Source organism: Pseudoxanthomonas sp. PXM01, assembly GCF_014851815.1.
GTDB lineage: Bacteria > Pseudomonadota > Gammaproteobacteria > Xanthomonadales > Xanthomonadaceae > Pseudoxanthomonas_A.
This window is the reverse complement of the sequence record NZ_JACVAJ010000001.1, coordinates 1,866,275-1,892,988: the sequence shown is the minus strand read 5'-3', so window position 1 is coordinate 1,892,988 and position 26,714 is coordinate 1,866,275. Positions and strand designations below refer to the sequence as shown.

The window sequence follows — 26,714 nt, the reverse complement described above, 5'->3', positions numbered from 1 at the left end:
GCGTTCATTCGCCTTGGGGCTGCTGCTCCGATGCAGTGTCGCGACATTGGCGTGCATGGGCATCTGGAAGGCTGGCTTGTCGCTGGTGCCAGATGCGACGTCGCCGGCGCAGCGACTCCTGGCGGGCTGCGTGATCTCTGCCCTTGCCCTGGTTCTGGTTGTCCTGGCGCTGCGCCGGGATCGACTTGATCCCTCCGTACTCGGGCTCGCACGCATGCGCGACGTGCTTCGCGGCGTGCTTGGCGGAGCGGTGCTGTGGCTGCTGACCGCGGCGCCGGTGACTGCCTTGTTGCTATGGCTTGGTGTTGCGGAAGTCCGGATGATCGGTGACGGGTTTGCCGCTTTGGCGACGCTGGCCATCCTGATTCCCGTCGTGCTGCTGATCGAGGCGATCCCGGAAGAACTGGTCTTCCGGGGCTACGTGCAGGGCTCGGCGGCGCGGTGGCTGTCGCCTTGGCTGGCCGTGGTTGCGCAGGCCGCGTTCTTCCTGTTGTTTGCGTGGGCGATAGGCGCGACGGCCGCACCCGGGCAGTGGTCGTTCTTGCCAGGCTTCGCGCTGATCCTGGGTGGCTTGCGGCTGATGGGTGGAAATCTCGGCTGGCCCATCGGTTTCCATGCTGCGCTCATGGTCGCCACGCAATGGCTGCTGGCACATGGTCATTTCGTGGTTCACAACGCCATGACGATTCAGGTACTCGCCTTCGTGGCGCTGCCGAGCGCGGTGTACGGCATGGTGTTGTCGACACATGCCTCCAAGGTCAAGCGAGAGCCGGGAGAAGCCGTTTCCCGGGAGTAGTGGTCAAACGGCTGCGTGGCGGCAGGTGGCGCGACGGTAGCCTACCGTTGGCTCACGCCACTGCCTTTCGTACCGCGATCAGCCGACGTGGAAACAGTGCCCGCTTCCGGCTGGGGGCGGGTCCGCGTTGGTGCGGGGAAGGCTGCGCACCCGTTGTGACCGCGCGCGGACGATGGCGAGGCCTCATCGCGCTGTGCCTGACCGATACCGGATCTCCGTCGCGTGTCGCCTCTCCCTGAGCCGACGCGGACGAAGGTCGCGGGCTACGCAGACGCCTCCGCCGTTCGCGAGACGCGCGGCAGGGCGTTGAGCTGGACGGCGACGTAGTCCATGTGGCCGCCGGCGGCGAGGCGTGCACGGTCGGGGTCGCGCTGCAGGATCGCGGCGAGCAGGGCGTCGTGCTGCCGGCGCAACTGCTGCGAGACCGGCGATTGCGGCGACAGGCCGGCGAGGCTGACCTGCACGTGGTCGTGCAGCAGCGCCAGCAGGGAGGCGATGAGATACGAGAACACCGGATTGTGCGTCGCATCGGCGATGGCGCGGTGGAAGGCCACGTCGCTGCGGATCTGCGCCTGCCGGTCGCTGCCGTTGTAGGCCGCATCGACCGCGACGTGCGCCGAACGGAGTCGCTCGCGATCCCGGTCGTCGTGCCGCAGCGCCGCCAGTTCCGCGGTGCGGCCTTCCAGCATCGCGCGGAACTCCACCAGGTCGGCCTGCAGCATCGGATGGTTGCGCGCCATGTCCTGCCAGATCTCCGCCATCCCGCGCTCGGTGGCCGCGACCACATAGGTACCGTCGCCCTGACGGCGCTCCAGCACGCCTCGCGCGACCAGCAGGCCGATCGCCTCGCGCGCCGTCGCTCGCGAGACCTGCAGGCGCTCGGCGAGCGTGCGTTCGGCGGGTAGTCGGCGGCCGGCGACGTAGCGCCCGTCGGCGATGGCCTGTTCGAGGTGGCGGGTGACCTGGGAGACCTGGGAGGACATGACGGCCTGCACTCGGATTGGTCGGACCAATATACCGCCCTCGGGAAGGCGTCACAGACTCGGTGCCGGACAAGACAGACCCGCCCGCCATGCGCTCGCCAGATCCTGCCGGCTCCTCCCCCCTTCGGGACGTGTACGTGTTCGCCACCTGCGTGGTGGACCTGTTCATGCCCGACGCCGGCCTGGACGCGATCGCCGTGCTGGAACGGATCGGTTGCCGCGTGCACCTGCCCGAGGCGCAGACCTGCTGTGGACAGCCGGCCTACACCAGCGGCTTTCCCGAGGAGTCGCGCAAGGTCGCGAGCGCACAGCTGGACCTGTTCCCGCAGCGTTGGCCGATCGTGGTGCCATCGGGCTCCTGCGCGGGGATGATGCGGCACCACTGGCCGCGGCTGTTCGCGGACGATCCCGTGCTGCTGGCACGCGTGCGCGACATCGGCGCGCGGGTGGTCGAGTTCTCCGACTTCCTCGCGGCGACCGACCTGCCGATGCCCGTGCCCGCCACCGCCGATCCGGTGTCCATCTGCCTGCACACCTCGTGCAGTGCACGCCGCGAGACCGGCGCACTGGCCAGCGGGCGCCGACTGCTGGAGGCGCTGCCCGGCGTCGAGCTGAAGATCCAGGCCTACGAATCCGAATGCTGCGGCTTCGGCGGCACCTTCGCGGTCAAGCAGCCCGAGATCTCCGCCGCGATGGCGGGCGACAAGGCCGATGCCCTGCAGGAAAGCGGCTGCGCTGCCTTCGTCAGCGGCGACTGCGGCTGCCTGCTCAACCTCAACGGCACGCTGGCGCGTCGCGAGGCGCCGCTGCAGGGCCGGCATATCGCCAGCTTCCTGCGCGAGCGCTGGGGCCTGCCCGCACCGGATGCAAGCGCATGAGCCTGCCCGCCGCCTCCACCCGCGCGCGCTCGGCGATCCTGTCGCGGCTGCGTGCGGCCGCTCCGGTCGAACTGCCGGTACCCGACGTGGCTGCGTACTACGCCGACGCCGGCATGCCATCCGTCGCCGCGATGCGCGAGCGCTTCATCGTGCAGGCGCGCGGCTGGCGTGCCGAGGTGATCGAGACCGACGACGCCACATGGCCGAGCGCGCTCGCCGCGGTGCTGGCGGACAAGGGCGTGCGCCGGCTGATGGCCGGTCGCGACACGGTGCTGGTCGAGGGCCTTTACGCCGCCACGAAGGCAGTGACGCTGGACTGGTACGACGCGCCCATCGAAACGCTCAAGCCGGTGCTGTTCGACACCGTCGATGCCGGCATCACCACCACGCTGGGTGGCATCGCGGAAACCGGCAGCCTGATCCTGTGGCCGGATGCGCGCGAGCCGCGCACGCTGTCGCTGTTGCCGCCGCTGCATATCGCGGTGCTGCGTGAAACCGACCTGCAGCCCACGCTGTACGCGGCCATGCGGCATCGGCAATGGGCGGCAGGCCTGCCCACCAACGCGCTACTGGTCACCGGACCGTCCAAGACCGCCGACATCCAACGCCTGCTGGTCTACGGCGCGCACGGTCCGCGCGAACTCGTCATCCTGCTGCTGCGCGCCGAGGCCACGGCATGAGCGCGGTACGGCCCACCGCCGATCCGGTCGCGTTCAAGGACAACGCGCGCCTCGTGCTGGCCGATCCGGTATTGCGTCGAGGGTTCCGCGGTGCGATGGACTACCTGGCCGACAAGCGCGCCGCGCAGTTCCCCGAACAGGATGCGTTCGAACGGCTGCGCACGCTGGGCGAACACCTGCGCAAGCGCGCGCTGTCGCGGCTGCCGGACCTGCTGGAACAGCTGGAGCACGCGCTGCACGCACGCGGCGTGCAGGTGCACTGGGCCGAGGACGCGGCCGATGCGAACCGGATCTTCCAGGAGATCGCCGCGCGCCACGACGCCCGCATGATGGTCAAGGGCAAGTCAATGGTCAGCGAGGAGATCGAACTGAACCATCGCATGCAGGAGCACGGCATCGCCTGTGTCGAGACCGACATGGGCGAGTACATCCTGCAGCTCGACCACGACCGGCCCAGCCACATCATCATGCCGGCGATCCACAAGACCAAAGAGGACGTGGCGAAGATCTTCGCCGAGCACATCCCCGGCGCCGGCTACACCGAGGACGTGGACGAACTGATCGCGATCGGCCGCGTGGCGCTGCGCGACAAGTTCCGCCAGGCGAAGATCGGGGTATCGGGCGTCAACTTCATGGTCGCCGAGACCGGTTCGCTGGTGCTGGTGGAGAACGAAGGCAACGGACGGCTCTCGACCACGGTGCCGGACGTGCACATCGCCATCACCGGTATCGAGAAGGTCATCGAGAAGCTCGAGCACGTGCCGCCGCTGTTCACCCTGCTGACGCGCTCGGCCACCGGCCAGGCGGTGACCACCTACCTCAACGTCATCAGCGGTCCGCGCCGCGAGGGCGAGAAGGACGGGCCGCGCGAAGTACATCTGGTGCTGCTGGACAACGGCCGCAGCCAGGCCTTCGCCGAGGAACGCTTCCGCGCGACGCTGCAATGCATCCGCTGCGGCGCATGCATGAACCACTGTCCCGTCTACGCGCGCATCGGCGGCCTGTCGTACGGCACGACCTACCCGGGACCGATCGGCGCGATCATCTCGCCACATCTGCTGGGGCTGGAATCGACCCGCGACCTGCCGACCGCTTCCAGCCTGTGCGGCGCCTGCGGCGATGTCTGCCCGGTCGGCATTCCCATCCCCGAGCTGCTGATGCATCTGCGCGAGGCAGGACGGCACCATCGTCCCGCACTGCAGCAGCGCGACGCATTGAAGGGGCAGGGAGCAGTGCGTAGCATCCCGGAGGTCCTCGCCTGGAAGGCGTGGCGACTGCTGTATTCCAGTGGAGTGCGGTATCGCCTGTTCACCTGGATCGCTTCCCGGCTGCGCGGCCTCACGCCTGCGCACCAGGGCGGTTGGACCCGATCCCGTACGCCGCTGACGCCAGCGCCGCGCTCGCTGCGCGAGCGATGGCGGACGTCGCGCACCCGCATCACCACCGATACGCGCAGCACGCAGGAGACGTAGGGAACACGCTGGAAACGACCGCGGACCGGGAGCATCCGCAGTCCATACACACGAACGGCACGCAAGCGGGAATGTCTTCGGCCGGCCTTGGGAGGGGTGGCATGGCAACTGTCCAACAACACGTCGAAACGGTGTTGCGGGTGATCCATTCGGGATCGCCCAGCACCGGAAGCAACGCCAATACCGATCTGATCCACCGCTCGTGGCGCCGTTGCGCCAACGAGCACGCCCTCGATCCGGCGATGCGCCCGGACGTGCGCATCGAAACCCACTCGCGCCTGCGCGAATGCCGGCAGCAGGTGGAAGAACACTTGCACGTCGCGCGCGCCGGCATGGAGCAGCTCTACAAGCACGTCTCCGATCTCGGTTACGTGCTGCTGCTGACCGATGCGGAAGGCGTCACTCTGGATTTCATCGGCAACGACACCTGGGATGCGCCGTTGCGCCGCGCGGGCCTGGCGCTGGGCGCGAACTGGAACGAGGTCCACGCCGGCACCAACGGCATCGGCACCTGCATCGCCGAGCAGTCGACGGTGATCTGCGACCGCGAGGACCACTTCTACATCGGCCACATCGGCCTCAGCTGCACCAGCACGCCGCTGTACGATCCCGATGGCGCCTTCATGGGCGCGCTGGACGTGTCCGCGCTGTCGTCGCCGGACCGGCGCGAGAGCCTGCACCTGGCGCGCCATCTGACCGTGCTGCATGCGCGGATGATCGAGGACGCCAACTTCATCCGCCAGTTCCGCGCGCACTGGATCCTGCGCCTCGGTACGGTCGGACCGCTGGTCGATGTCTGCGGCGAACTGATGCTGGCGGTGGACCGCGACGGCCGCATCGTCGGCGCCAACAGCGGCGCACGCCAGCAGCTTCGCCTGCTGGAATCGCTGCACACGCGCGACGCCGCGCGCGCGCAACTGGTCGGCCATCACCTGACCGGCGTGTTCGGCACGCGCATCGACGACATCTGGCGGCTGACCAAGGGAACGTCGCACGATTCGCGCGGCGTGGTGACCACGTGGGACGGACAGGGCTACCACGCGTCGATGATCGCGCCGAAGACCGCACCGCGCCTGCAGGTGCCGGAGGCGGGCGAGACGCAGCGGAATCCCGTGCAGGACAGCGTGCTGTCGCGCCTGTCCGGTGGCGATCCGCGCATGGACCAGCTGTTGGAACGTGCGGCACGCCTGGTCGACAAGCCGGTCAGCATCTTCCTGCAGGGCGAGACCGGTACCGGCAAGGAAGTCCTGGCCCGCGCGTTGCACGATGCCAGCCGTCGTGCGGAGCGACCGTTCGTGGCGGTCAACTGCGCGGCGATCCCGGAGTCGCTGATCGAGAGCGAGCTGTTCGGCTATGCGCCGGGCACGTTTACTGGTGCGCGCAGCAAGGGCATGAAGGGACTGATCCAGCGCTCCGACGGTGGCACGCTGTTCCTCGACGAGATCGGCGACATGCCGCTGCCGCTGCAGACGCGCCTGCTGCGTGTGCTGGCGGAGCGGGAGGTGCTGCCGTTGGGTGCCGACGAGCCGGTGCGCGTGGATCTCAACGTGGTCGCCGCCTCCCACCGCGACCTGCGCCGCCAGATCGTCGCGGGCACGTTCCGCGAAGACCTGTACTACCGGCTGTGCGGCGCCACGCTGGCGTTGCCGGCGCTGCGCGAACGCGGCGACAAGGCATTCCTCATCGAGCGCATCCTGGAGATGGAGGCGCAGGCGATGGGCGTGCGGGCCGAGATCGACCCGGGTGCCGTGGCGGTGCTGCTGCGCCACGACTGGCCCGGCAACATCCGCGAGCTGCGCAATGCCCTGTGCTACGCCCTGTCGATCGCCGATGGCGCCACGGTCCGTGTAGACCATTTGCCCCAGGAGGTCTTCGAGACCGACGGCTCCGCCGTGCCCGCGACGGCGACGGTCATCCCGTTCCCGCGCGAACCTGCGGCCGGTACCGATGAACGCGGCGAGCTGCTGGAGGTACTGCGCCGTAACCGCTGGAACATCAGCGAAGCCGCGCGCGATCTGGGCGCATGCCGCGCCACTGTCTACCGGCGGATGAAGCGGCTGGACATCGTGTCGCCGACGCAGACCGACTAGCACCGTCCACCTGCAGCGCGCAGGGCGTGACCCTGCGACCCGACGGCCCGTCCTTGCGACGGGCCGTCTTCGTTTGCGCCGCCATCGCGCCGCCGTATCCAGAGGGTGCGACACCTGTCGCAGGTAGCTGCGACAGGTGGTCGCATGCACGTGTCGCATGTGCATTGCACTGCCGCATGGATCTGATGGCTTTCACCGAAGGAGCCGGCGACAAGTCATTGATTCGACAGGAAGGCATGTCGATGGCTCCGTTGCACTGCAACGTGGCACGCGGCTTGCGCTACCTCCTGCGTGGACCTGATGCGCGTGCGCAGCAGTCCCGGAACCACCGCCGCACGGACAACGTTCCGTGGACCGGCCGGTCCATTCACTCGGGAGGGAAGCACCACCATGAAGAGAGAGACGATGCCGTCGCTGCCGCGCCTGTTGCCGTTGGCCTTGTTGCCGCTGCTGGCGATCGCGGGCACGGCCAGCGCGCAGACCACGTTCGACGTGATCGGTCCGCGCGAGTACGAGCTGCCGGTCGGTTTCGAACCGTTCAACGTGTTCGTGCAGTACGCCACGTACCAGGACAACGGACGCATCTTCAATGCCGATGGCGACCGCGTCGACGGCTCGGGCAGCAAGGCATTGACCGGCCTGTCCAAGTACGTGCGCTTCTGGACGCCCGAATCGAACAAGAAGATCGGCGTGGCCTGGGAAGTGATCGTGCCCGAGGTTGCCATCCGCAACACGCGCGCTCCGGAAGGCGACCGCCACATCAGCGGCATCGGCGACCCGATGACGGGCTTCGCCATCTGGTACAAGCCCAGCGAGAAGGCCACGCTCGGCTTCCAGTCGTTCGTGCAGGTGCCGGTGGGCACCGAGCGCGTCAGCGACACCAACTGGAAGAACCTCTCGAGCTTCTTCTGGGACTGGCGGATGGGCGACAAGTTCGGCTGGACCGGCGACGCCGGCTTCGTCTGGCAGAGCCGGCGCGATAGCGGCATCCAGCCCGGCCTGACGCTGCACACCAACAACCGCTTCGCCTACCGCGCGTCGCAGCGGCTCGAGCCGTTCCTGGCGCTGGATGCCGAGCACACCGAATCGAACGATGGCCTGCCGACCGGTTGGGCCGTCGATGCCGGCGCGGGCCTGATGGTCCATACCTTCGACAACCAGTCCATCACGTTGCGCTACTCGACTTCGCTCGACGGCAAGAACCACAGCGTCAACGACAGCCTCAACCTGAAGTACGCCTACGTGTGGTGATCACCGCCGGTGGTGCGCCGTTCCCCATGGATGGCGCGCCTGCAAGGACAACACAAGCAAAGGAAACCCCATGACACAGACCTACCAGAACTACATCGATGGCGCGTTCGTCGCCGGCGGCGGCGCGACCATCGACGTGACCAACCCCGCCGACGGCGCATTGCTCGCGCGGATCCCCGACAGCGATGCCGCGACCGTGGACGCCGCCGTGTCCGCCGCGCGCCGCGCACAACCGGCGTGGGAGAAGCTTGCGCCGATCGAACGCGCCGGCTACCTGCGCAAGATCTCCGCCAAGCTGCGCGAGCACCGCAAGGAGCTCGCCGGCGTGATCGTCCGCGAGCAGGGCAAGATCCAGCAGCTGGCGCAGGTCGAGGTCGACTTCACCGCCGACTACATCGACTACATGGCCGAGTGGGCGCGCCGCCTGGAAGGCGAGATCCTCACCAGCGACCGCGCCAACGAGAACATCTTCCTGTTCCGCAAGCCGATCGGCGTGGTCGCCGGCATCCTGCCGTGGAACTTTCCGTTCTTCCTGATCGCCCGCAAGCTGGCGCCCGCGCTGATCACCGGCAACACCATCGTGATCAAGCCGAGCGAAGAGACGCCGATCAACGCGTACGAATTCGCCAAGCTGGTCGCCGAGACCGACCTGCCCAAGGGCGTGTTCAACCTGGTCGGCGGCCTCGGCCGCAGCACCGGCCAGGCGCTGGTCGAACATCCGCAGGTCGACCTGATCACCTTCACCGGCAGCGTGGCCACCGGCAGCCGCATCATGCAAACGGCGGGCCGCAACCTGACCCGCGTGAACCTGGAACTGGGCGGCAAGGCGCCGGCCATCGTGCTGGCCGATGCCGACCTCGACCTCGCGGCCAAGGCGATCTACGACTCGCGCGTGATCAACACCGGACAGGTCTGCAACTGCGCCGAGCGCGTCTACGTCGAACGCGGTGCGCATGAAGCGCTGGTCGAGCGGCTGGTGAAGCTGTTCCGCGATACGAAGTACGGCGATCCGTCCGAACGCGACGACCTGCAGATGGGGCCGCTGGTGAACCAGGCGGGCCTGGACAAGGTGGCGGCGGCGGTGGAGCAGGCCAAGCGCGACGGCGCCACCATCGTCACCGGCGGCAAGCCGGCCGAGCTGGGCAAGGGCTTCCATTACGAGCCGACGCTGATCGTCGATGCGCGTGCCGACATGGCGATCATGCGCGAGGAGACGTTCGGGCCCGTGCTGCCGATCCAGGTGGTCGACAGCCTCGACGAAGCGATCGCGCTGGCCAACGATTCCGAGTACGGACTGACGTCGTCGATCTTCACCCGCGACATCAACGCGGCGATGAAGGCGGCGCGCGAGCTGCGCTTCGGCGAGACCTACATCAACCGCGAGCATTTCGAAGCCATGCAGGGCTTCCACGCGGGCCGGCGCAAGTCCGGCATCGGCGGTGCCGACGGCAAGCACGGCCTGCTCGAGTTCACCGAGACCCACGTGGTCTACCTGCAGACGCCCTGAAGAAGAGAGTAGCCACGATGAGCGAAGCGAAAGAACAGGGCGGTTGCGCGTGCGCATGCGCCGGACATCCCGAGGACAGCGGGCGACGCAGCATGCTGACCGGCGCACTCGCGCTGGCCGCACTGGCGCCGTTGGCCGCGGTCAGCGGTGGTGCGCAGGCACAGGCGGCCGCACCGGCGCCGGCTGCCACGCGCAGCCAGAAGCCGGAGCCGGGCGACAAGCTGGCTTTCATGATCGGGCCCAAGGCGGGCAAGGAAGTGAAGCCTGCCGATATCGAAGTCGGCAAGCCGCCGGTGCTCGCGTACCCGATGGATCCGGCGACCGGCAAGGTGCTGATCTCGAAGGCCAACCTGCTGACGGTGGTGCGGCTGAAGCCGGCCGACCTGAAACCGACCAGCGCCCGCAACGCCGCCGACGGCATCGTCGCGTTCTCGTCGCTGTGCACGCACTACGGCTGTCCCATCACCACGCTGCACCCGAGCCAAACGCAGATCGTCTGCAACTGCCATGGCTCGGTGTTCGACGCGGCCAACCGCGGCGCCGTCACGACGGGGCCGGCCACGCGCCGGCTCGCCATGCTGCCGGTGACGATCAAGGACGGCGCGCTGGTGGTCAGCGGCAAGTTCGACGGACCGCTCGGTCCGCCGACCACCTGATCCGCGCACACGTCCACGTCCACTTTCTGCTTTTCACCACACACACCAACGCTTCATCCGGGAGGAGACCCATGCACCTGAAACTGATCACGGCCGCGCTCGTCGCGTCCCTCGCTTCGGCCCCGCTCGCCGCGGCCGATTACCAACCCGTCACCGACGCGCGCCTGGCCAAGCAGGAGCCGGCGAACTGGCTGCTGACCAAGGGCAACTATGCCGGCTGGAGCTACAGCGAACTGGACCAGGTCACCACCGCCAACGTCGCCAAGCTGCGGCCGGTGTGGTCCGCGGCCACCGGCGTGAACTCCGGCCATGAAGCGCCCGCCATCGTCAATGGCGACTACATGTTCGTGGCCACGCCGCACAACCAGGTGATCGCCTACGACACGCGCACCGGCAAGGTCCGCTGGAAGTTCGTGCGCGAAGTACCGGAAGGCCTGGGCGCGCTCCATCGCACCAACCGCGGCGTGTCGCTGTACGGCGACAAGGTGTACGTCGGCAGCATCGACTGCATGCTCAGCGCGCTGGACGCCAAGACCGGCACGCTGGTGTGGGAAGCGCAGGTCTGCGACTGGGAGCAGGACAGCGCCTACATCACGTCCGCACCGCTCGTGGTCAAGGGCAAGGTGCTGATCGGGCCGTCCGGCGGCGAGTTCGGTGTACGCGGCTTCCTCAAGGCCTTCGATGCCGAAACCGGCAAGCTGGCATGGACGCGCTACAGCGTGCCGGCGCCGGGCGAGAAAGGGTTCGAGACGTGGCCGCAGGACGGCGAGTGGAAGGACGCGTGGAAGAACGGCGGCGGCACCATGTGGATGCCGGGCAACTACGACGCGGCCAACAACGTCATCTACTGGGGCGTCGGCAACGGCGCGCCGTGGCTGGGCGACCAGCGCCCGGGCGACAACCTGTATCTCGCGTCGGTGCTCGCGCTCGATCCGGAGAGCGGCGACATCGTCAGCCACTTCCAGTACCACTGGAACGATTCATGGGACTGGGCGGGCATGAATGCACCGACGCTGGTCGAGTTCAACCGCAACGGAAAGAAGGTGTCCGGCCTGATCAGTGCGCAGCGCAATGGCCGGTTGTACTGGCTGGACCGCGACGCCAAGGGCCAGATCACCTACAACAAGTCCGAGCCGTACGTGCACAACACGGTGTTCACCAGCATCGATCCGAGGACCGGCCGCCCGACCTACAACGAAGAAGCGAAGCCGGCGACCGGCAAGACGCGCACCTACTGCCCGAGCCTGTGGGGCGGCAAGGACTGGCCGTACGAGGCGTACAACCCGAAGACCGGCATGCTGTACATCCCTTACAACGACAACCACTGCCTCACGCTGACCGGCCTGATCCAGCCACGCATCCCCGGCCAGTGGTCGGCCGGCGTGGACATCAACCGCCTCGACCTGTCGCTGAAGAAGGACTTCGACCACATCGGCGGCATCCAGGCGTGGAGCGTGGACGGCGGCAAGGAAGTATGGCGCGAGAAGTACCCGCACTCGTGGAACTGGGGCTCGATCATGACCACCGCCGGCGGCGTGCTGTTCGCGGGCGGCACCAACGACCGCATGTTCCGTGCGTACGACGCCAAGACGGGCAAGCTGCTGTGGGAGTTCCCCACGCCGTCCGGCATCATCGCGCCGCCCAGCACCTTTACCGTCGATGGCAAGCAGTACATCGCCGTGGTGTCGGGCTGGGGCGTGGACGCGCAATGGATCCAGGGCAAGATGCACGGCCTGGCGGGATGGGAGAAGGCGGTGCCGGAAGGCGGCTCGGTGTGGGTGTTCGCACTCGGCGACTGACCCGCGCAACCGTCGATCCTTGCCTGCGCGGCCCCGGTGACGGGGTCGCGCAGGGCAACCACCCGATTCACAGGAACTCCCCCATGTCACCGAAATCCGTACTTCCCTGCCTCGTCTTCTCTGTGCTGGCCCTGGTCCCGCTGCATGCAGCGGCCAAGACCTGCAACGTCGCCATCGGCAGCAACGATGCGATGCAGTTCGACAAGCAGGAAATCCGCATCGCCGCCGACTGCACGCAGGTGAAACTGACGCTGCGGCATACTGGCGCCCTTCCCGCCGAGGTGATGGGCCACAACTGGGTGTTGACGACCACCGCCAACCTCGAGGCGCTCGCCACCGCCGCCGGCAAGCTTCCCGCCAGCAGCGATCACGTGCCCAAGGGCGACGCCCGCGTACTGGCGGCCAGCAAGGTGGTGGGCGGTGGCCAGTCGACCACCTTCACCTTCTCCACGTCGGCGCTGCGCAAGGGCGGCGACTACACGTTCTTCTGCTCGGTCCCGGGCCACTGGATGATGATGAAAGGCAAGTTGGTGTTCGGATGATCGACGCATGCGCATGAGGTCGCGAGTATCGCCGTTGCTGGGTGCTGCGTTGCTGGCACCGGCTGCGATGGCGGCACCTGCCGGCGAGCCGGCGGCGCCGATGGAAACGCTCGATCGGGTGGTCGTCACCGCGACCCGACTGGACACCGTTACCGCCTTCGACGCACCGGCATCGACCAGCGCGGTCGCGCTCGGCGATGGCGGCGCGCGTCCACAGGCGGCCTTGTCGGAAATGCTGGACGGAATTCCCGGCGTACTGGCGCGCGAGCGACAGAATCTTGCACAGGACACGCAGCTGTCGATCCGCGGCTTCGGCGCACGTTCGACCTTCGGCGTGCGCGGACTGCGGCTGTACGCCGACGGCGTACCCGCGACCATGCCGGACGGGCAGGGACAGGTCTCGCACGTCACCATGCTCGCGGCGGACCGTGTCGAAGTGCTGCGGGGTCCGTTCTCCGCGCTGCACGGCAACTCCTCCGGTGGCGTGATCCAGGTGTGGAGCGATATCCCCGACGAGGGACACGAAGCGCGCGTGCAGGCCAGCGTGGCCAGCCACGACAGCACCGTGATCGGCGCGCGCCTCCGAGGCGCAGGGGACGTGCTGGGTTACAGCGTGGCGGCCTCCGTGCTGGATACGCAGGGCTACCGCGACCATAGTGCGGCGCGGCGCGAGTCGCTGAACGCCAAGCTGCGGTTCCGTCCGGGCACCGGCACGCTCGACCTGCTGCTCAACCATTTCAATGCGCCCGATGCCAAGGACCCGTTGGGCCTGACACGGGCCCAGGCCTGGGAGGATCCGGGCCAGGCATCGCCGGTCGCAACCCAGTACGACACCCGCAAGTCGGTCCGCCAGGACCAGCTGGGTGCGGTCTACGAATGGCCGTTCGCGCAAGGTCATCGCCTGCGTGCGATGGCCTACGGCGGACGACGCGAGGTGGAGCAGTATCTGGCATTGCCGATCGCGGCGCAGGCCAACCGGCTCAATTCCGGTGGCGTGATCGATCTCGACAACGACTACGGCGGCGCCGACCTGCGCTGGTCGTGGAACGGCGATGTCGCCGGGCGGCCGTTCGAAGTCAGTGCGGGCGCCAATGCGGACCGCCAGCGCCAGCATCGTCGCGGCTACGAGAACTTCGTCGGCACGACGTTGGGCGTGCGCGGTGCGCTGCGTCGCGATGAGCGCAACCAGGTCTGGAACGTGGACCAGTACGCGCAGGCATGGTGGCGTGTCGCGCCACGCTGGTCGCTGCTGATGGGCGCGCGCCACAGCCGGGTCGGCTTCCGCTCGGACGACGACTACATCGCGACCGGCAATCCCGACGACAGCGGCCGCGTGGTCTACGAGCGCACGACGCCGGTGGCCGGCGTTGTTTTTGCGCCGGCGGACGCGTGGCGCGTCTATGCATCGGTCGGACGCGGCTTCGAGACGCCGACGTTCAATGAAGTCGGTTACCGCGCCGACGGCGGCGCCGGCCTGGCTTTCGACCTGCGACCGGCGACGACACGCAATGCCGAACTGGGCTTGAAGTGGCGCGGTGAGCATGGTGCGCGCATCGAAGCCGCGCTGTTCCGCGCCGATACCGATGACGAACTGGCGGTCGCACGCAATGTCGGCGGCCGCAGCAGCTTCCGCAATGTCGGCGCCGCACGGCGGCAGGGCGTGGAGATGCAGGCGGACCTGCCGCTGTCGGACGCCTGGCAATTGCAGGCGGCCTATACCTGGCTGGATGCGACCTTCCGCGACAGCTTTCCGATCTGCACCGCGAGCGGCTGCACCTCGCCGGTCGTGCAGGTGGCGGCCGGTACGCGCATTCCCGGTGTCGCACGGCAGCAGGCGTCGCTGCGGCTGCGCTGGCAGGGCGAGCACTGGAACGCCGCGGCGCAGCTGCTGGGCGTCAGCGATGTCACCGTGAACGATACCGGCAGCGAGCGGGCGCCCGGCTATGGCCTGCTCAATCTGGAAGTGGTGCGCGACTGGTCGACGAGCAGCGGGCGCCTGCAGGGCTTCGCGCGCATCGACAACGCGTTGGACCGCTTCCACATCGGTTCCGTCATCGTCAACGAAGGCAACGGACGCTTCTACGAGCCGGGCGCGGACCGGACGTTCACCGTCGGCCTGCGCTGGCTGTGGGCGGACGGCTGAGGCGCACGCGCGTCAGGGTGTCAACGAGTCTTTTGCGGGGCGTTGCGAGGCGACGTGCCGCATGATGTCGATGAAGGGCGCCACCCAGTAGACATCCGGATGCGCGGCGAGATGGCGCAGCAACTGTTCGTGCGCCTCGTTGGACACCGCAAGGTGGTCGCCGCCGATGCCGTGGAAGGTGAAGCTGACCAGTGTGCCGCAGCGGGCGGCCTCTTCCACGCGTGCGATCAACTGCTCGCCGGTGACGTCCACCGGCACGTCGACCGGCACGGCCGCGGGATCGAGCGTGGCCATGTCGGCGATCACGCCGCCTTGGCCCAGTTTGATGGCCACGAATTCCCCGGCGATGGCATCGATGTAGTTGCCATCACGCGCCTGGGTATCGCCGCAGGGCACCGTCATTGTCCGCTCGAGTCTGCCGTCGATCGCCGTCAGCATCACGTTCGCCAGCAGCACCTGGTCGCGCAATTGCGCCACGGTCGTGGTATCCAGGTCGCGATGTGCAGGAACCCATTGCCTGTCGGGAAGCGATGAAGAGCAGGCATGGAACAGCGTGTGGTTGCCGAGTTCGTGGCCGTTGCGCGCGGCAGCGGCCCATTCGCGCTGGCGCGTGCGCAGGGTGTCGGCCGCCAGCGTCAGGTAGAAGCTGCCCTTCAGGCCATGGCGGTCGAGCGCGGGAATCGCGTTGTCGAGTTGCGACGGCGCGGCATCGTCGTACGCCAGGCTGACGGCCGCCTTCCTGCCGCCGGGCCACGGAAACGGCTCGGCGGCCTGCGCCGTCGCGGCGACGGTCGCCAGTACCAGCAGCGCGAACCGCCGCGCGCCGCGCATGCCTACTGCACCAGCGTCTGGATGGCGCGTGCCGGGATCGTCACCACCGCCGAGGCCTGGCCGACGTAGAAGTTGTAGGCGATCTCCTTGTCGGTCGGATTCATCACCACCGTCGCCAGACGGCCGTCCGGATTGACGAAGGCGGTGGCCAGCAGCGTGCTGCGGCTGGTGGCGGTGCTGACGCGGCGAGCTTCCGGCCGGATGAACTTGGAGAAGTGGCCGATGTAGTAGTAGCTCGGTGTATAGATCAGCTCACCGGTGCGCGTGTCGGCGTGCAGCGGCGCGAAGCAGAAGTTGCCGACGTGGTTGGGGCCCCCTGTCTGGTCGAGCAGCATGTTCCAGTCGGTCCAGCCCACGGCGCCGTTGTTGAAATCGTTGATCATCGAAGTGCCGTAGCGCTCGGCATTCGGCCAGTGCTGGTAACGCGCCGGGTCGAACTTCTCCACCGCTGCTTCGGTCAGCAGCACGGGCTTGTCGGGGAACGCTTCCGTCACCGCCGCCACGTTGCGGAACATGGGGTCGAAGCCTGCCCAGGTCTCATACCAGTGGAAGCCGAGGCCCCACGCGTACTTCGCCGCCTCCGGATCGCCCAGGATCACCTGCGCGCGGTACAGCATCATGTCGCGGTTGTGGTCCCACACGATGATCTTCTTGTCGGCGTAGCCGGCCGCGTGCATGGTTGGGCCCAGGTGCAGCTTGAGGAAGTCGCGCTCCTCTTCGGCCGTATACAGCATCGATTCCCAGGTCTGCGTGGCCATGGGCTCGTTCTGCACGGTGATGCCCCAGATCGGAATGCCTTCCTTCTCGTAGGCCTGGATGAACTTCACGTAGTAGTTCGCCCACGCGTCGCGGTACTCGGGCAGCAGCGCGCCACCCTTCAGCATGTGCTTGTTGGTCTTCATGAAGGCCGGCGCGCTCCACGGGCTGGCGTACAGCGGCAACGCTCCGCCTGCCGCCGCGATGGCCTGCTTGATCATCGGAATGCGCGCCGTGCGGTCGTGCTCGATGGAGAAGGTGGCGAGATCCTTGTCGCCTTCCTCGATGTAGGTGTAGCTGGCGGAGCTGAAGTCGGAGCTGTGGATGGTGGTGCGCGCGATCGAATAGCCGATGCCATCCTGCTGGTCGTAGTAGGCGCGCATGAACTCGGCGCGCTTCTCCGGCGACAACGTGGCGTACACCTCGGCGGTGGAGTCGGTGATCGCACCGCCGATGCCGAGCAGGGCCTGGTGCTTTTTCGAAGGGTCGACGAACACGGAATTCTCGACCTCGGTGAGCTTGTGGCCGGCGTGCAGTGTGATGCTGCCGGTGCGCGCGAGCCGCTGCGCGCTGTCCTGCGCGGTGGTGTAGATGGCGACGGTGTCGGCCGCATGCGCGGCGGGCAAGCCGCTCATCATCGACAGGCCCAGCAGGGCGGCGAACAGGGGGGTATGGCGCATCGGCGGGATCCTCTTGGGCGCGACAGGGCGTCCCGCGTGGTGCGCGGGCGATGTCGAAGCGGCGTTGTTGACAGCGCTGTCATACAGTTGCTACACCATGCTGTCAACCGACCGGGCGCGGCGCTCCTGCGAAGGCTTCTTCCCGCAGGTATTTCCGCGCTGTGCGCGGCGTGGTGTGTTGCCTTGCAGCATGACGGGTGCGTCGTCGATCCCGCTTCGTGGAGAGAGGAAACGATACCCAGTGATGCGCGGCGCTGTCAGAATCCGGCCTCGTTGCCGGAAGGGATGGACGAAGTGGAGCGGGAACCGTCTTATGCGTAGTCGGATCGAGGATGTGGCCGCCGCGGCCGGCGTTTCGATGAAGACCGTGTCGCGCGTGCTCAACAACGAGCCCAACGTGCGCGACGAGATGCGCCAGCGTGTCATGGCCGCGGTCGAGAAGCTGCAGTACCGTCCGAACCTGTCGGCGCGCAGCCTGGCTGGGCAACGTTCGTACGTCATCGCGCTGGTCTACAACAATCCGTCGCGCAACTACCTGATGGAAATCCAGAGCGGCATGCTGGATGCCTGTCGCGACCACCACTACAACCTGGTGCTGGCACCGGTGGGTTCGCCCAAGCAGCGCAAGGCCGAAGACCTGAAGGTGGTGTTCGAGCATTTCGCGCCCGATGGCGTCGTGCTGATCCCGCCGCTGACCGACGATCCGGCCGTGCTGGAGTTCTTGGACGAGCACGAGGTGCCGTTCGCCTGCATCGCGCCGAAGCATCCCGATGACCGGATCGGCGTGATGATGGACGAGACGGCGGCGGTCCTGGAGCTGATGGCGGGATTGGTCGCGCAAGGGCATCGCCGCATCGCGCACATCAAGGGTCCCCCCGCCCATGGCGCATGCCAGTGGCGTTACAGGGGCTACAAGGATGCCCTGCGCGCGGCGGGCCTGGACTACGACGCGGACCTGGTGGTGCAGGGGGCGTTCTCGTTCGAGTCCGGCATCGAGGCCGGGGACCGGCTGCTCGCCCTGCCCAAGCCGCCCACCGCCATTTTTGCGGCCAACGACGACATGGCCGCCGGCGTGATCCGCGCGGCGTGCGAGCGCGGGCTGGCGGTGCCGCGCGACATCTCGGTGTGCGGATTCGACGATACGCCGATCGCCCGCCACATCTATCCCGCACTCACCACGGTGCGCCAGCCCACCTCGGAGATGGGCAAGCTCGCGACCTTGCAGCTGCTCGCACGCATCCGGACCGCCGACGCCGGCAGCATGGTGCAGGTAGAGCACGAAGTGGTGTTCCGCGAATCGACCCAGGCCCCGAAAGGTCGCTGATTCGCGGGCGTTCCACCGCTGGGGTGCATGCGCGCCGGCATCGCGCAGGGCGATTTCCGTCGTGACGGATTCCATACCAATAGAAAACCTTACGTGTGGTCGGCCGAAAAATTTCTCGTGAAGTCGTAACGCGGCGATAGTCGAGAAAACGGTTTCAGCTGCGTCGCAGCATCGGTTTCACAGCTTAAAACAAGGGGTTTTCGGTCGATCGAGAGCCGAATCACAAAAAGTTGACAACGCTGTCAATCGCGCGTCCAATGCGCCCCAATGCGAGAGGCGAAGGGGTCCTCGCACACGTACACCAACGCCATTCGTGAATTTCCGGAGAGGGGAAAGTCCATGAAGCAAGTGCAATCCGTTCCAAGGAAGCGGGTGCTGACATCCGCATTGTTGCTGGCGCTCGCCGGCCCCGCCTGGGCGCAGCAAGCAGAGCCGCAGAGTGCAAGTCCGGCACCGGCCGCCGCCGAGCAATCGGATCCCACCGAACTCGACACCATCGTCGTCACCGGTATCCGGGCCAGCCTCGAGTCGTCGATGAACCTCAAGCGCGATGCGCAAGGTGTCGTCGATGGCATCGTCGCCGAGGACATCGGCAAGTTCCCGGACACCAACCTCGCCGAATCGCTGCAGCGCATCAGCGGCGTGTCCATCGACCGCACGCCCAGCGGTGAAGGCTCGAAGGTCACGGTGCGTGGCATCGGTCCCGACCACAATCTGGTGCTCCTGAACGGCCGCCAGATGCCTGGCGCGCTGTTGAACGGCTTCTCCGCTTCCAACTCGCGCGCGTTCGATTTCGCCAACCTTGCGTCGGAAGCGGTGTCGGCCATCGAGGTCTACAAGACCGGCTTGGCCTCCAATCCGACCGGCGGCATCGGCGCGACCATCAACATCAAGACGGCGCGACCGCTGGAGAGCGGACCGCTGGCGAACGTGGGCGTCAAGACCGTCCATGACACGTCCAACGGCAACCTGCCCAAGATCATGCAGGGCGACGACTGGACCGGCGAAATGTCGGGCATCTTCAGCCAGACGTTCGCGGACGGGAAGTTCGGTATCGCTGTCAACGGCAGCTACCAGGAACGCGACAGCGGCTTCAGCCAGGTCGGTGTGACGGCTGGCTGGCGTACCCACTTCGGTGGCGAGGGTGGCTGGGGTGCCATCGCGCCGGGGACGCCGGGCAATGCCAACCTGCCGGGCCCGAACGATCTGTACTCGGTGCCGCAGAATCTCAACTACAGCGTCAATGGCATCTCACGCCAGCGCACCAACGGGCAGGTGACCCTGCAGTGGGCGCCGACGGACCGCATCACCACGACGCTGGATTACACGTACTCCGAGAACAAGATCCAACAGCGCCGCAACGAGATGTCGGTGTGGTTCAACTTCGTCGGCCAGGAGAGCGAGTGGACCAATGGTCCGGCTGCCGGCCCGATCTTCTATCGTGAAAACATCCCGTGCACGGGCGTACAGAACGCCAACGGCACCTACGAGGGATGCAGCGACCTGGCCATGGCGGGCGGTATCAGCGCGACCAAGGCCGAGAACGAGTCGGTCGGCTTCAACGTGGAGTGGGAAGTGTCGGATGCGCTGGACCTGGCGTTCGATTACCACCGCTCCACCGCCGAGCTCACGCCGGACAGCGAGTGGGGTTCGCAGGGCAACATCGGCACTGCATCGTGGGTCCGTGGCGACACGACGGTCTACTTCGACGGCGAACTGCCGATCCTCAGCTACGAGCTGGCGCCAGGCGTCACCGGCATCCACCCGTCGCAGGCCCGCCCGACCGGCCGCCAGTTCGTGAACGGCTATTCGCGCGGCGAGGTCGATCAGGGCCAGCTGAGCGGTACCTTCAAGTTCGGCGATTACTCCGACCTGAAGTTCGGCGTGGCCAATACCGAGGTCAAGAACCGGACCGCATGGGGTATCAACGAAAATGCGGACTGGGGCGGAATCGGCCTTGCGTCCGACTTCGACGACAGCCTCTGGCAGGTCGACGACATGGCGCGCTACTTCGATGCGTTCCCCGGCTACAACGATCCGCGCTTCAGCAGCCAGTTCCTCGTCTTCGACTACGAGCGCATGCGCCAGGCCGTGGGCAACTTCACGGGCAGGCCGGACCTGGCCCGTCGCCCCGACGACTACAACCGTGCCGACCTGCGCACCACCGAGAAGACGCGCAGCGCCTACCTGCAGTACAGCACCAGCTGGCAGACGCGCATCCCGATCAACCTCGCCGTGGGCGTGCGCTACGAGAAGACCGAGATCGAGTCCGGCGCGCAGGTGGATACCCCGGTCCTCGTGCGCTGGGTGGCGGACAACGAGTTCTTCACCGACATGGGCGCCAAGTCGTTCACCACCATGACGGGCGAGTACGACTACTGGTTGCCGAACGTCGACGCCAGCTTCGAACTGACCGAAGACATGGTGCTGCGCGCGAGCTATGGCCACTCGCTGGGCCGTCCCGGCTGGCAGGATATCCAGGGCGGACAGACCGTCAGCCCGCTGTTGCGCGTCAACGGCGGCAGTGGCAACTCGGGTAATCCGAACCTGAAGCCGCTGCTGTCCAAGAACATCGACCTGTCGTACGAGTGGTACTACAGCGAGGCCAGCTACTTCTCGGTCGGGTACTACCGCAAGAACATCTCCAACTACATCGATCCCGGTGCAGGCTCCTTCCAGGACACGTTGTTCAGCCTGCCCACGCCGGTGGGTGGTGCGTACTGGAACGCCGCCCTCGGCGCCGGTGGCTGCGGTGCCGCGGACGTGGGCTGCATCCGCCAGTACATCTTCGACAACTTCGATGGCCAACCGGGCGTGGACAGCACGGCGGGGTCGAACGGCGAGATCACTGGCATCGCCGGCGATCCGCTGGTGGTCTACAACGTCACCATCCCGGGCAACGCGGGTTCGCACAAGCTCAACGGTTTCGAGCTGAGCGTGCAGCACATGTTCGGCGACAGCGGTTTCGGTCTGGCGGCCAACTACACCATCGTCGACAGCGACAGCCTGTCGTACGACAACAATGCCAAGGGGCCGCAGCAGGTGCTTGTCGGCCTGAGCGACTCGGCCAACCTGGTGGGTTTCTACGACAAGGGGCCGTGGCAGGTGCGTCTGGCGTACAACTGGCGCGATCAGTTCCTGAACTCCCAGTACGACGGCGACGCGGCGGATATGGCCAAGCGGAATCCCGTGTACGTCGAGGAATACGGCCAGTGGGACCTGAGTGTCGGCTACAAGTTCAGCGACAACTTCACGGTGCAGTTCGAGGGTGTCAACCTCACGGATGAGACCATGCGGCTCAGCGAGCGCAACAAGAACATCCTGTTCTACGGCACGCAGACCGGCCCGCGCTACATGCTCGGTTTCCGCTACAACTTCCGCTGACGTTCGACGGCTTGCCAGATCCGCCAGGATCCGGGCAGCATCGCCAAAGCCGCTGGTCTCCAGCGGCTTTGGTTTTGGAGCGGGTTCCGCGGAGCCCGCCGGAGCGAGCGTAGAAGCGAGGTGGCGGCATGGATCATCCTGTCAGGCATGTAGTCATCCTCGGCGGCGGTTCCGCAGGTTGGCTCACGGCGGCCGTGCTGGCGGCCGAGCACCAGACGGCGTTGGATACCGGATTGCGGATCACGCTGATCGAATCGCCAGAAGTGGCGACGGTGGGCGTGGGCGAAGGCACGTGGCCGACGATGCGCGATACCTTGCGCAGGACGGGTGTCAGCGAGACCGACTTCATCCGCGAGTGCGATGCGGCCTTCAAGCAGGGCTCCAAGTTCGTCCGCTGGCGCGAAGAGGTCGACGGCGACTACTACCACCATCCGTTCGTGCTGCCGCCGGGTTTCCTGGAGACCCATCTGGCCACCGGCTGGATGGCGCACCGCGACGTGCCCTTCAGCATGCTGACCTGCTTCCAGGCGCACCTGTGCGAAGCGGGCAAATCACCCAAGCAGTTCGCCACGCCCGAATGGGCTTCCGTGGCCAACTACGCCTACCACCTGGATGCCGCGAAGCTCGGGGTGTTCCTGCGCAGGCATTGCGTCGAGAAGCTCGGCGTACGCCATGTGGCCGACCACATGGTCGGCGTGGAAACGCACGAGAACGGTGACATCGCGGCCCTGCGGACGCGCGAGCACGCGGCGATCGAAGGCGATCTGTTCGTGGACTGCAGTGGCATGCGCGCGCTGCTGATCGGCCAGCACTACGGCGTCGAAATCGAGTCGCAGAAGGACGTGCTGTTCAACGACCGCGCCATCGCCACGCGTGTGCCCTACGTCGATCCCAGCGTGGAGATCGCCTGCCAGACGATCTCGACGGCGCAGGAGGCCGGCTGGATCTGGGACATCGGGCTGCAGAGCCGGCGCGGCATCGGCCATGTCTACTCCAGCACGCATACGACCGACGAGGCCGCGGAGGCCGCATTGCGCCGCTACATCGTGGCGACGGGCGGACGCGAACAGGACATCGAGTCGCTGCCGAAGATCGTGATCCGTCCCGGTTTCCGGCGGGGAGCCTGGCACCGGAACTGCGTGGCCATCGGATTGTCCAGCGGCTTCATGGAGCCGCTGGAGGCTTCGTCGCTGGTCATGGTGGAACTCGCGGCGGGCATGCTCGCCGACCAGATGCCCGCCACGCGCGCGGCCGTGGACATCGTCGCCAAACGCTACAACGACACGTTCAGCTACCGCTGGGATCGCATCGTCGACTTCCTGAAGTTGCATTACGTACTGAGCAAGCGCGACGACAGCGCGTACTGGCGCGACAACCGCAGGCCGGAAACGATACCGGAGCGATTGCGCGATCTGCTCGCGTTCTGGCGCCACCAGCCGCCTTCGCGCTACGACCTCAACCGGGTCGAGGAAGTGTTCCCTTCGGCGAGCTACCAGTTCATCCTCTACGGAATGGGGTTCACGCCGGACACCCGGCCGACCACACGGCGTATGGATAACGTCCGCCACGCCGAAGAATACTTCCGCCAATCCGCAGACATCGCAAGGAAGATGCTGGCGGCATTGCCCGGGCATCGCGAGATGCTCGATCATGTGATGACGCGCGGAATGCCGCGCATCTAGGACAACCCAACGATGCCCCGACACGCCCAGGTCAACAACATCGACCACAAGGACCTGAAAGTCGACACCCGGCGCAGCGCTGCGCTGGGTGATGATGTCGGCTTTGCCGCCACGTTCCCGGCCGAGTTCCGCGACCTGCAGGCCTGCTATCCCATCGTGTTCCGCAAGGATGCCCATGGGGTGCTGTCTCCGATCGCCCTGCTCGGGTTCGAGGAAGGACGCAACCTCTTCCTCGACGGCGAGCGCTGGGATGCGCACTACCTGCCGCTTGCGATCGAGCGGCAGCCCTTCCTGATCGGGAGGAACGGCGACGAGCTGACGGTGCATATCGATCTGGACCACCCCCGGGTAGGCCGCACCGATGGCGAGCCATTGTTCCGCGAGCACGGCGGCAACACCGAGTACCTTGACCGTACCGCCTCGGTGCTTCTCACCCTGCACAACGGACTGGAGCGCGTGCCCGCGTTCGTCGGCGCCCTGCTTGAGCTCGACCTGCTGGAATCCTTCGCGCTCGACGTGGAGCTCGACGACGGCTCGCTCAACCGACTGGCTGGCTACTACACGATCAACGAAGACCGTCTGCGTGGCCTCGATGCCGCGGCATTGGGTCGACTGCACGCCGCGGGCCATCTGGAACCGGTCTTCATGGCCGTGGCATCGATCTCGAATTTCCGTGCCCTGATCGACAGGATGAACCGGAGCCGTGCTGGCGGGCGCTAAGCCAATCCGGGAGCAGCGCGGCGATGTGCCCGGCGCGCTGGCAGCGGCGTTGCAGGCATCATCAGGACCGACGGTGCTTCGCGGTCTGGTCGGGCATTGGCCCATGGTCGCGGCGGCGCGCGAATCGATGCACGCCGCCGTCGCCTATCTGCATGACCTCGTGCGGGCGGACGCGCCGCCGGTCGTCGCGACGGTCGCAGCGCCCGAGGCCGGCGGCCGGGTGTTCTACACCGGCGACATGAGCGGTTTCAACTTCCGCCAGGAACAGATTCCCCTGCGCACGGTGCTGGACACGCTGCTCAAATACGCGGGGCATCCCTCGCCCCCCATGATCTACGTCGCGTCGACGACCATCGATACCTGGCTGCCGGGCTTCAGCGACGACAACGGCCTGTCCCTGGGCGAGCGCGATCCGCTGGCCAGCATCTGGATCGGCAACCGTACTCGCATTGCCGCGCACCAGGATGTCCCCGACAACATCGCCTGCGTGGTGGCGGGGCGTCGCCGCGTCACCCTGTTTCCGCCGGACCAGTTGCGCAACCTGTACATCGGACCGCTGGATTTCACGCCGGCCGGGCAGGCGATCAGCCTGGTCGATTTCGCCGCCCCCGACCTGGACCGTTTCCCGCGCTTCGCCGAGGCGATGCGACACGCGCAGGTGGCCGAACTCGAACCCGGAGACGCGGTGCTGATCCCCAGCATGTGGTGGCACCACATGGAAGGGCTGGAACCGTTCAACGTGCTGGTCAACTACTGGTGGCGCGACGTGCCGGACTGGATGGACACGCCGATGAACGTGCTCATGTACGCGCTGATGACCCTCCGCGATCTTCCGCCGCACGAGCGCGAGACCTGGAAGGACGTGTTCCGCCATTACGTGTTCGAAGCCGACGCCGATACGGCCGCCCACATCCCCGAACAGACGCGCGGTCTGCTCTCGCCGCTCGACGAAACGCGCGCCCGCGATCTTCGCGCGCGCCTGCTCAAACGCATCAACCGCTGATTACAGAACGCCGAGGACCCCGCACGTGAGCAATTCCACCCACGACATCCCCGGCCGACCTGTGAAACGCGTCGTCATCGCTGGCGGCGGCACGGCCGGATGGATGGCCGCAGCCGCGATCTCCAAGGTGCTGGGCGGCACGCTCGATATCACCCTGGTGGAGTCCGAAGAGATCGGCACGGTGGGCGTGGGCGAAGCCACCGTGCCGACCCTGCAGAGCTTCCATCAGATGATCGGCATCAACGAACAGGAGTTCATGGCGGCGGTGCAGGGCACGATCAAGCTGGGTATCTCATTCGAGAACTGGCTGGACATCGGCGATCGCTACGTCCACTCGTTCAACACGACCAGCAATGACCAGCGAACCGCCGGCTTCCAGCACTTCTGGCTGCGCGGGCGCAAGGAGTGTGTTGCCAGTGGCTACGAGGATTACTGCCTTGAGCTGAAGGCCGCGCTGGCGGATCGTTTCGCACACCTGCCGCGTAGCGGCATGAATTACGCGTACCACATGGATGCCAGCCTGTACGCGAAGTTTCTGAGGCAGATGAGTGAACGCCATGGCGCGCGGCGCATGGAAGGCAAGATCGCCGATGTCGTCATGGATGCGGAGTCGGGCGACATCGCGGCACTGAAGATGGAAGACGGCACAAGCATCGAAGGCGACTTCTTCATCGACTGCACGGGGTTCCGCGCGCTGCTGATCGGCAAGACCCTGGGCGTGGGGTTCGAGGACTGGTCGCACTGGTTGGTCAATGACAGCGCGCTGGCCACGCAGACCACCGCGGTGCGCGATGCGGTGCCGTACACGCGCGCGATCGCGTGGACCGCAGGCTGGCAATGGCGCATTCCGCTGCAGCACCGGGTGGGCAATGGCATCGTTTACGCCAGTCGTTTCACCACCGATGAGGACGCCCGCGCCCACTTTCTGTCGACCATAGAAGGCGAGGTCATCAAGCAGCCCTGGCCCGTGCGCTTCCAGCCGGGCCGGCGTGAACGCTGCTGGGAAAAGAACTGCGTGGCGCTGGGGCTGGCCGGCAGTTTCGTCGAGCCGCTCGAATCGACCACGATCCACCTGATCCAGCGTGGCATCACCCATCTGCTGCAGAACTTCCCGCAGGTCGTCACGCCTGGCGCGATCGCGCAGTACAACGCGCAGCTGGACTCGGAGTTGCAGCACGTGCGTGATTTCGTGGTGCTGCATTACGCGTTGAGCAACCGCCGGGATACGCCGTACTGGGAGTACATGGCAAACATGGAACTGCCGCCCAGCCTGCAACATCGCATCGACCTGTTCAGAGAGACCGGCAACGTATTCCATGTGCCGGGCGAGTTGTTCGGCGCCAACTCGTGGGTCCAGGTGATGATGGGTCAGGGCGTCCTGCCGAAGCGCTACCACCCGACGGCGGACGTGTTGTCGCCGGACGACCTGAAACGGTTCCTCGACGGCATCCGCCACGACGTGCTCGCGAACGTGCAGAGGATGCCGGCACACATGGATTACCTGCGCAGTTATTGCCCCGCGCCCAAACCCTGACCC

General features: G+C 66.7%; 20 protein-coding genes. 17 read left to right on the top strand and 3 right to left on the bottom strand.

What is annotated here, in order from left to right; all coding sequences use genetic code 11:
- Positions 1–55 precede the first annotated feature (55 nt).
- Entirely contained in the window at positions 56–796 is a 741-nt protein-coding gene (locus IB230_RS08685; RefSeq protein WP_192270972.1) for a CPBP family intramembrane glutamic endopeptidase, read from the top strand.
- 263 nt (positions 797–1,059) lie between these two features.
- Here IB230_RS08685 and IB230_RS08680 read toward each other — a convergent pair whose 3' ends face one another.
- The gene (locus tag IB230_RS08680; RefSeq protein WP_192270970.1) at positions 1,060–1,779 is read right to left on the bottom strand and encodes an FCD domain-containing protein; all 720 of its coding nucleotides are present in this window, start codon (positions 1,777–1,779) and stop codon (positions 1,060–1,062) included.
- Between the two features lie 137 nt (positions 1,780–1,916).
- Here IB230_RS08680 and IB230_RS08675 point away from each other — a divergent pair, with 137 nt between their 5' ends.
- The 10 genes from IB230_RS08675 to IB230_RS08630 all read left to right on the top strand — a co-directional run bounded on the left by IB230_RS08675 (position 1,917) and on the right by IB230_RS08630 (position 14,797).
- Complete coding sequence (locus IB230_RS08675; protein ID WP_343227275.1) at positions 1,917–2,657, top strand: (Fe-S)-binding protein; 741 nt, start codon at positions 1,917–1,919, stop codon at positions 2,655–2,657.
- The gene (locus IB230_RS08670; protein WP_192270966.1) at positions 2,654–3,337 is read left to right on the top strand and encodes a lactate utilization protein C; all 684 of its coding nucleotides are present in this window, start codon (positions 2,654–2,656) and stop codon (positions 3,335–3,337) included. Before IB230_RS08675 ends, IB230_RS08670 begins: the two co-directional genes overlap by 4 nt.
- Positions 3,334–4,809: a LutB/LldF family L-lactate oxidation iron-sulfur protein gene (locus IB230_RS08665; RefSeq protein WP_192270964.1), complete on the top strand. Its 1,476-nt coding sequence runs from the start codon at positions 3,334–3,336 to the stop codon at positions 4,807–4,809. Before IB230_RS08670 ends, IB230_RS08665 begins: the two co-directional genes overlap by 4 nt.
- A 101-nt stretch (positions 4,810–4,910) precedes the next feature.
- Positions 4,911–6,899: a sigma-54-dependent Fis family transcriptional regulator gene (locus IB230_RS08660; protein WP_192270962.1), complete on the top strand. Its 1,989-nt coding sequence runs from the start codon at positions 4,911–4,913 to the stop codon at positions 6,897–6,899.
- Positions 6,900–7,289: 390 nt separating this feature from the next.
- A complete protein-coding gene (locus IB230_RS08655) occupies positions 7,290–8,150 on the top strand; it encodes a transporter (protein WP_225589317.1) in 861 nt (286 codons plus the stop codon).
- A gap of 70 nt (positions 8,151–8,220) precedes the next feature.
- On the top strand, positions 8,221–9,657 hold the full coding sequence (gene aldA / locus IB230_RS08650) for an aldehyde dehydrogenase (protein ID WP_192270960.1): 1,437 nt from the start codon (positions 8,221–8,223) through the stop codon (positions 9,655–9,657).
- Positions 9,658–9,674: 17 nt separating this feature from the next.
- On the top strand, positions 9,675–10,313 hold the full coding sequence (locus IB230_RS08645) for a Rieske (2Fe-2S) protein (protein WP_192270958.1): 639 nt from the start codon (positions 9,675–9,677) through the stop codon (positions 10,311–10,313).
- 71 nt (positions 10,314–10,384) lie between these two features.
- Positions 10,385–12,112: a PQQ-dependent dehydrogenase, methanol/ethanol family gene (locus IB230_RS08640; RefSeq protein WP_192270956.1), complete on the top strand. Its 1,728-nt coding sequence runs from the start codon at positions 10,385–10,387 to the stop codon at positions 12,110–12,112.
- An 83-nt stretch (positions 12,113–12,195) separates the two neighbouring features.
- Complete coding sequence (azu, locus tag IB230_RS08635) at positions 12,196–12,654, top strand: azurin (RefSeq protein WP_192270954.1); 459 nt, start codon at positions 12,196–12,198, stop codon at positions 12,652–12,654.
- Positions 12,655–12,721: 67 nt separating this feature from the next.
- Positions 12,722–14,797 (top strand): TonB-dependent receptor, encoded by a 2,076-nt coding sequence (locus IB230_RS08630; RefSeq protein ID WP_225589467.1) that lies wholly within the window; start codon positions 12,722–12,724, stop codon positions 14,795–14,797.
- Between the two features lie 12 nt (positions 14,798–14,809).
- Here IB230_RS08630 and IB230_RS08625 read toward each other — a convergent pair whose 3' ends face one another.
- Together IB230_RS08625 and IB230_RS08620 are read right to left on the bottom strand one after the other, a co-directional pair.
- Entirely contained in the window at positions 14,810–15,628 is an 819-nt protein-coding gene (locus tag IB230_RS08625) for a polysaccharide deacetylase family protein (protein ID WP_192270950.1), read from the bottom strand.
- 2 nt (positions 15,629–15,630) lie between these two features.
- Positions 15,631–17,022, bottom strand: coding sequence for a glycoside hydrolase family 30 protein (locus tag IB230_RS08620; protein WP_225589466.1), 1,392 nt, complete (start codon positions 17,020–17,022; stop codon positions 15,631–15,633).
- A gap of 355 nt (positions 17,023–17,377) precedes the next feature.
- Here IB230_RS08620 and IB230_RS08615 point away from each other — a divergent pair, with 355 nt between their 5' ends.
- From IB230_RS08615 to IB230_RS08590, 6 genes are all read left to right on the top strand, one after another.
- Positions 17,378–18,388: a LacI family DNA-binding transcriptional regulator gene (locus IB230_RS08615; RefSeq protein WP_192270946.1), complete on the top strand. Its 1,011-nt coding sequence runs from the start codon at positions 17,378–17,380 to the stop codon at positions 18,386–18,388.
- A 339-nt stretch (positions 18,389–18,727) separates the two neighbouring features.
- Positions 18,728–21,772, top strand: a complete 3,045-nt coding sequence (locus IB230_RS08610; protein WP_192270944.1) for a TonB-dependent receptor — start codon at positions 18,728–18,730, stop codon at positions 21,770–21,772.
- Positions 21,773–21,900: 128 nt separating this feature from the next.
- On the top strand, positions 21,901–23,454 hold the full coding sequence (locus tag IB230_RS08605; protein ID WP_192270942.1) for a tryptophan halogenase family protein: 1,554 nt from the start codon (positions 21,901–21,903) through the stop codon (positions 23,452–23,454).
- Positions 23,455–23,466: 12 nt separating this feature from the next.
- Positions 23,467–24,174, top strand: a complete 708-nt coding sequence (locus tag IB230_RS08600; protein WP_192270940.1) for a SapC family protein — start codon at positions 23,467–23,469, stop codon at positions 24,172–24,174.
- Positions 24,161–25,177, top strand: coding sequence for a cupin-like domain-containing protein (locus IB230_RS08595; RefSeq protein ID WP_343227291.1), 1,017 nt, complete (start codon positions 24,161–24,163; stop codon positions 25,175–25,177). Before IB230_RS08600 ends, IB230_RS08595 begins: the two co-directional genes overlap by 14 nt.
- A 25-nt stretch (positions 25,178–25,202) precedes the next feature.
- Positions 25,203–26,711 (top strand): tryptophan halogenase family protein, encoded by a 1,509-nt coding sequence (locus IB230_RS08590; RefSeq protein ID WP_192270936.1) that lies wholly within the window; start codon positions 25,203–25,205, stop codon positions 26,709–26,711.
- Positions 26,712–26,714 lie beyond the last annotated feature (3 nt).

Bases quoted from the DNA above. Each gene is read 5' to 3' on its own strand.
- IB230_RS08685 (WP_192270972.1), top strand. From the start codon at position 56: ATGGGCATCTGGAAGGCTGGCTTGTCGCTGGTGCCAGATGCGACGTCG.
- IB230_RS08680 (WP_192270970.1), bottom strand. From the start codon at position 1,779: ATGTCCTCCCAGGTCTCCCAGGTCACCCGCCACCTCGAACAGGCCATC.
- IB230_RS08670 (WP_192270966.1), top strand. From the start codon at position 2,654: ATGAGCCTGCCCGCCGCCTCCACCCGCGCGCGCTCGGCGATCCTGTCG.
- IB230_RS08665 (WP_192270964.1), top strand. From the start codon at position 3,334: ATGAGCGCGGTACGGCCCACCGCCGATCCGGTCGCGTTCAAGGACAAC.
- IB230_RS08660 (WP_192270962.1), top strand. From the start codon at position 4,911: ATGGCAACTGTCCAACAACACGTCGAAACGGTGTTGCGGGTGATCCAT.
- IB230_RS08655 (WP_225589317.1), top strand. From the start codon at position 7,290: ATGAAGAGAGAGACGATGCCGTCGCTGCCGCGCCTGTTGCCGTTGGCC.
- aldA (WP_192270960.1), top strand. From the start codon at position 8,221: ATGACACAGACCTACCAGAACTACATCGATGGCGCGTTCGTCGCCGGC.
- IB230_RS08645 (WP_192270958.1), top strand. From the start codon at position 9,675: ATGAGCGAAGCGAAAGAACAGGGCGGTTGCGCGTGCGCATGCGCCGGA.
- IB230_RS08640 (WP_192270956.1), top strand. From the start codon at position 10,385: ATGCACCTGAAACTGATCACGGCCGCGCTCGTCGCGTCCCTCGCTTCG.
- azu (WP_192270954.1), top strand. From the start codon at position 12,196: ATGTCACCGAAATCCGTACTTCCCTGCCTCGTCTTCTCTGTGCTGGCC.
- IB230_RS08630 (WP_225589467.1), top strand. From the start codon at position 12,722: ATGGCGGCACCTGCCGGCGAGCCGGCGGCGCCGATGGAAACGCTCGAT.
- IB230_RS08625 (WP_192270950.1), bottom strand. From the start codon at position 15,628: ATGCGCGGCGCGCGGCGGTTCGCGCTGCTGGTACTGGCGACCGTCGCC.
- IB230_RS08620 (WP_225589466.1), bottom strand. From the start codon at position 17,022: ATGATGAGCGGCTTGCCCGCCGCGCATGCGGCCGACACCGTCGCCATC.
- IB230_RS08615 (WP_192270946.1), top strand. From the start codon at position 17,378: ATGCGTAGTCGGATCGAGGATGTGGCCGCCGCGGCCGGCGTTTCGATG.
- IB230_RS08610 (WP_192270944.1), top strand. From the start codon at position 18,728: ATGAAGCAAGTGCAATCCGTTCCAAGGAAGCGGGTGCTGACATCCGCA.
- IB230_RS08605 (WP_192270942.1), top strand. From the start codon at position 21,901: ATGGATCATCCTGTCAGGCATGTAGTCATCCTCGGCGGCGGTTCCGCA.
- IB230_RS08600 (WP_192270940.1), top strand. From the start codon at position 23,467: ATGCCCCGACACGCCCAGGTCAACAACATCGACCACAAGGACCTGAAA.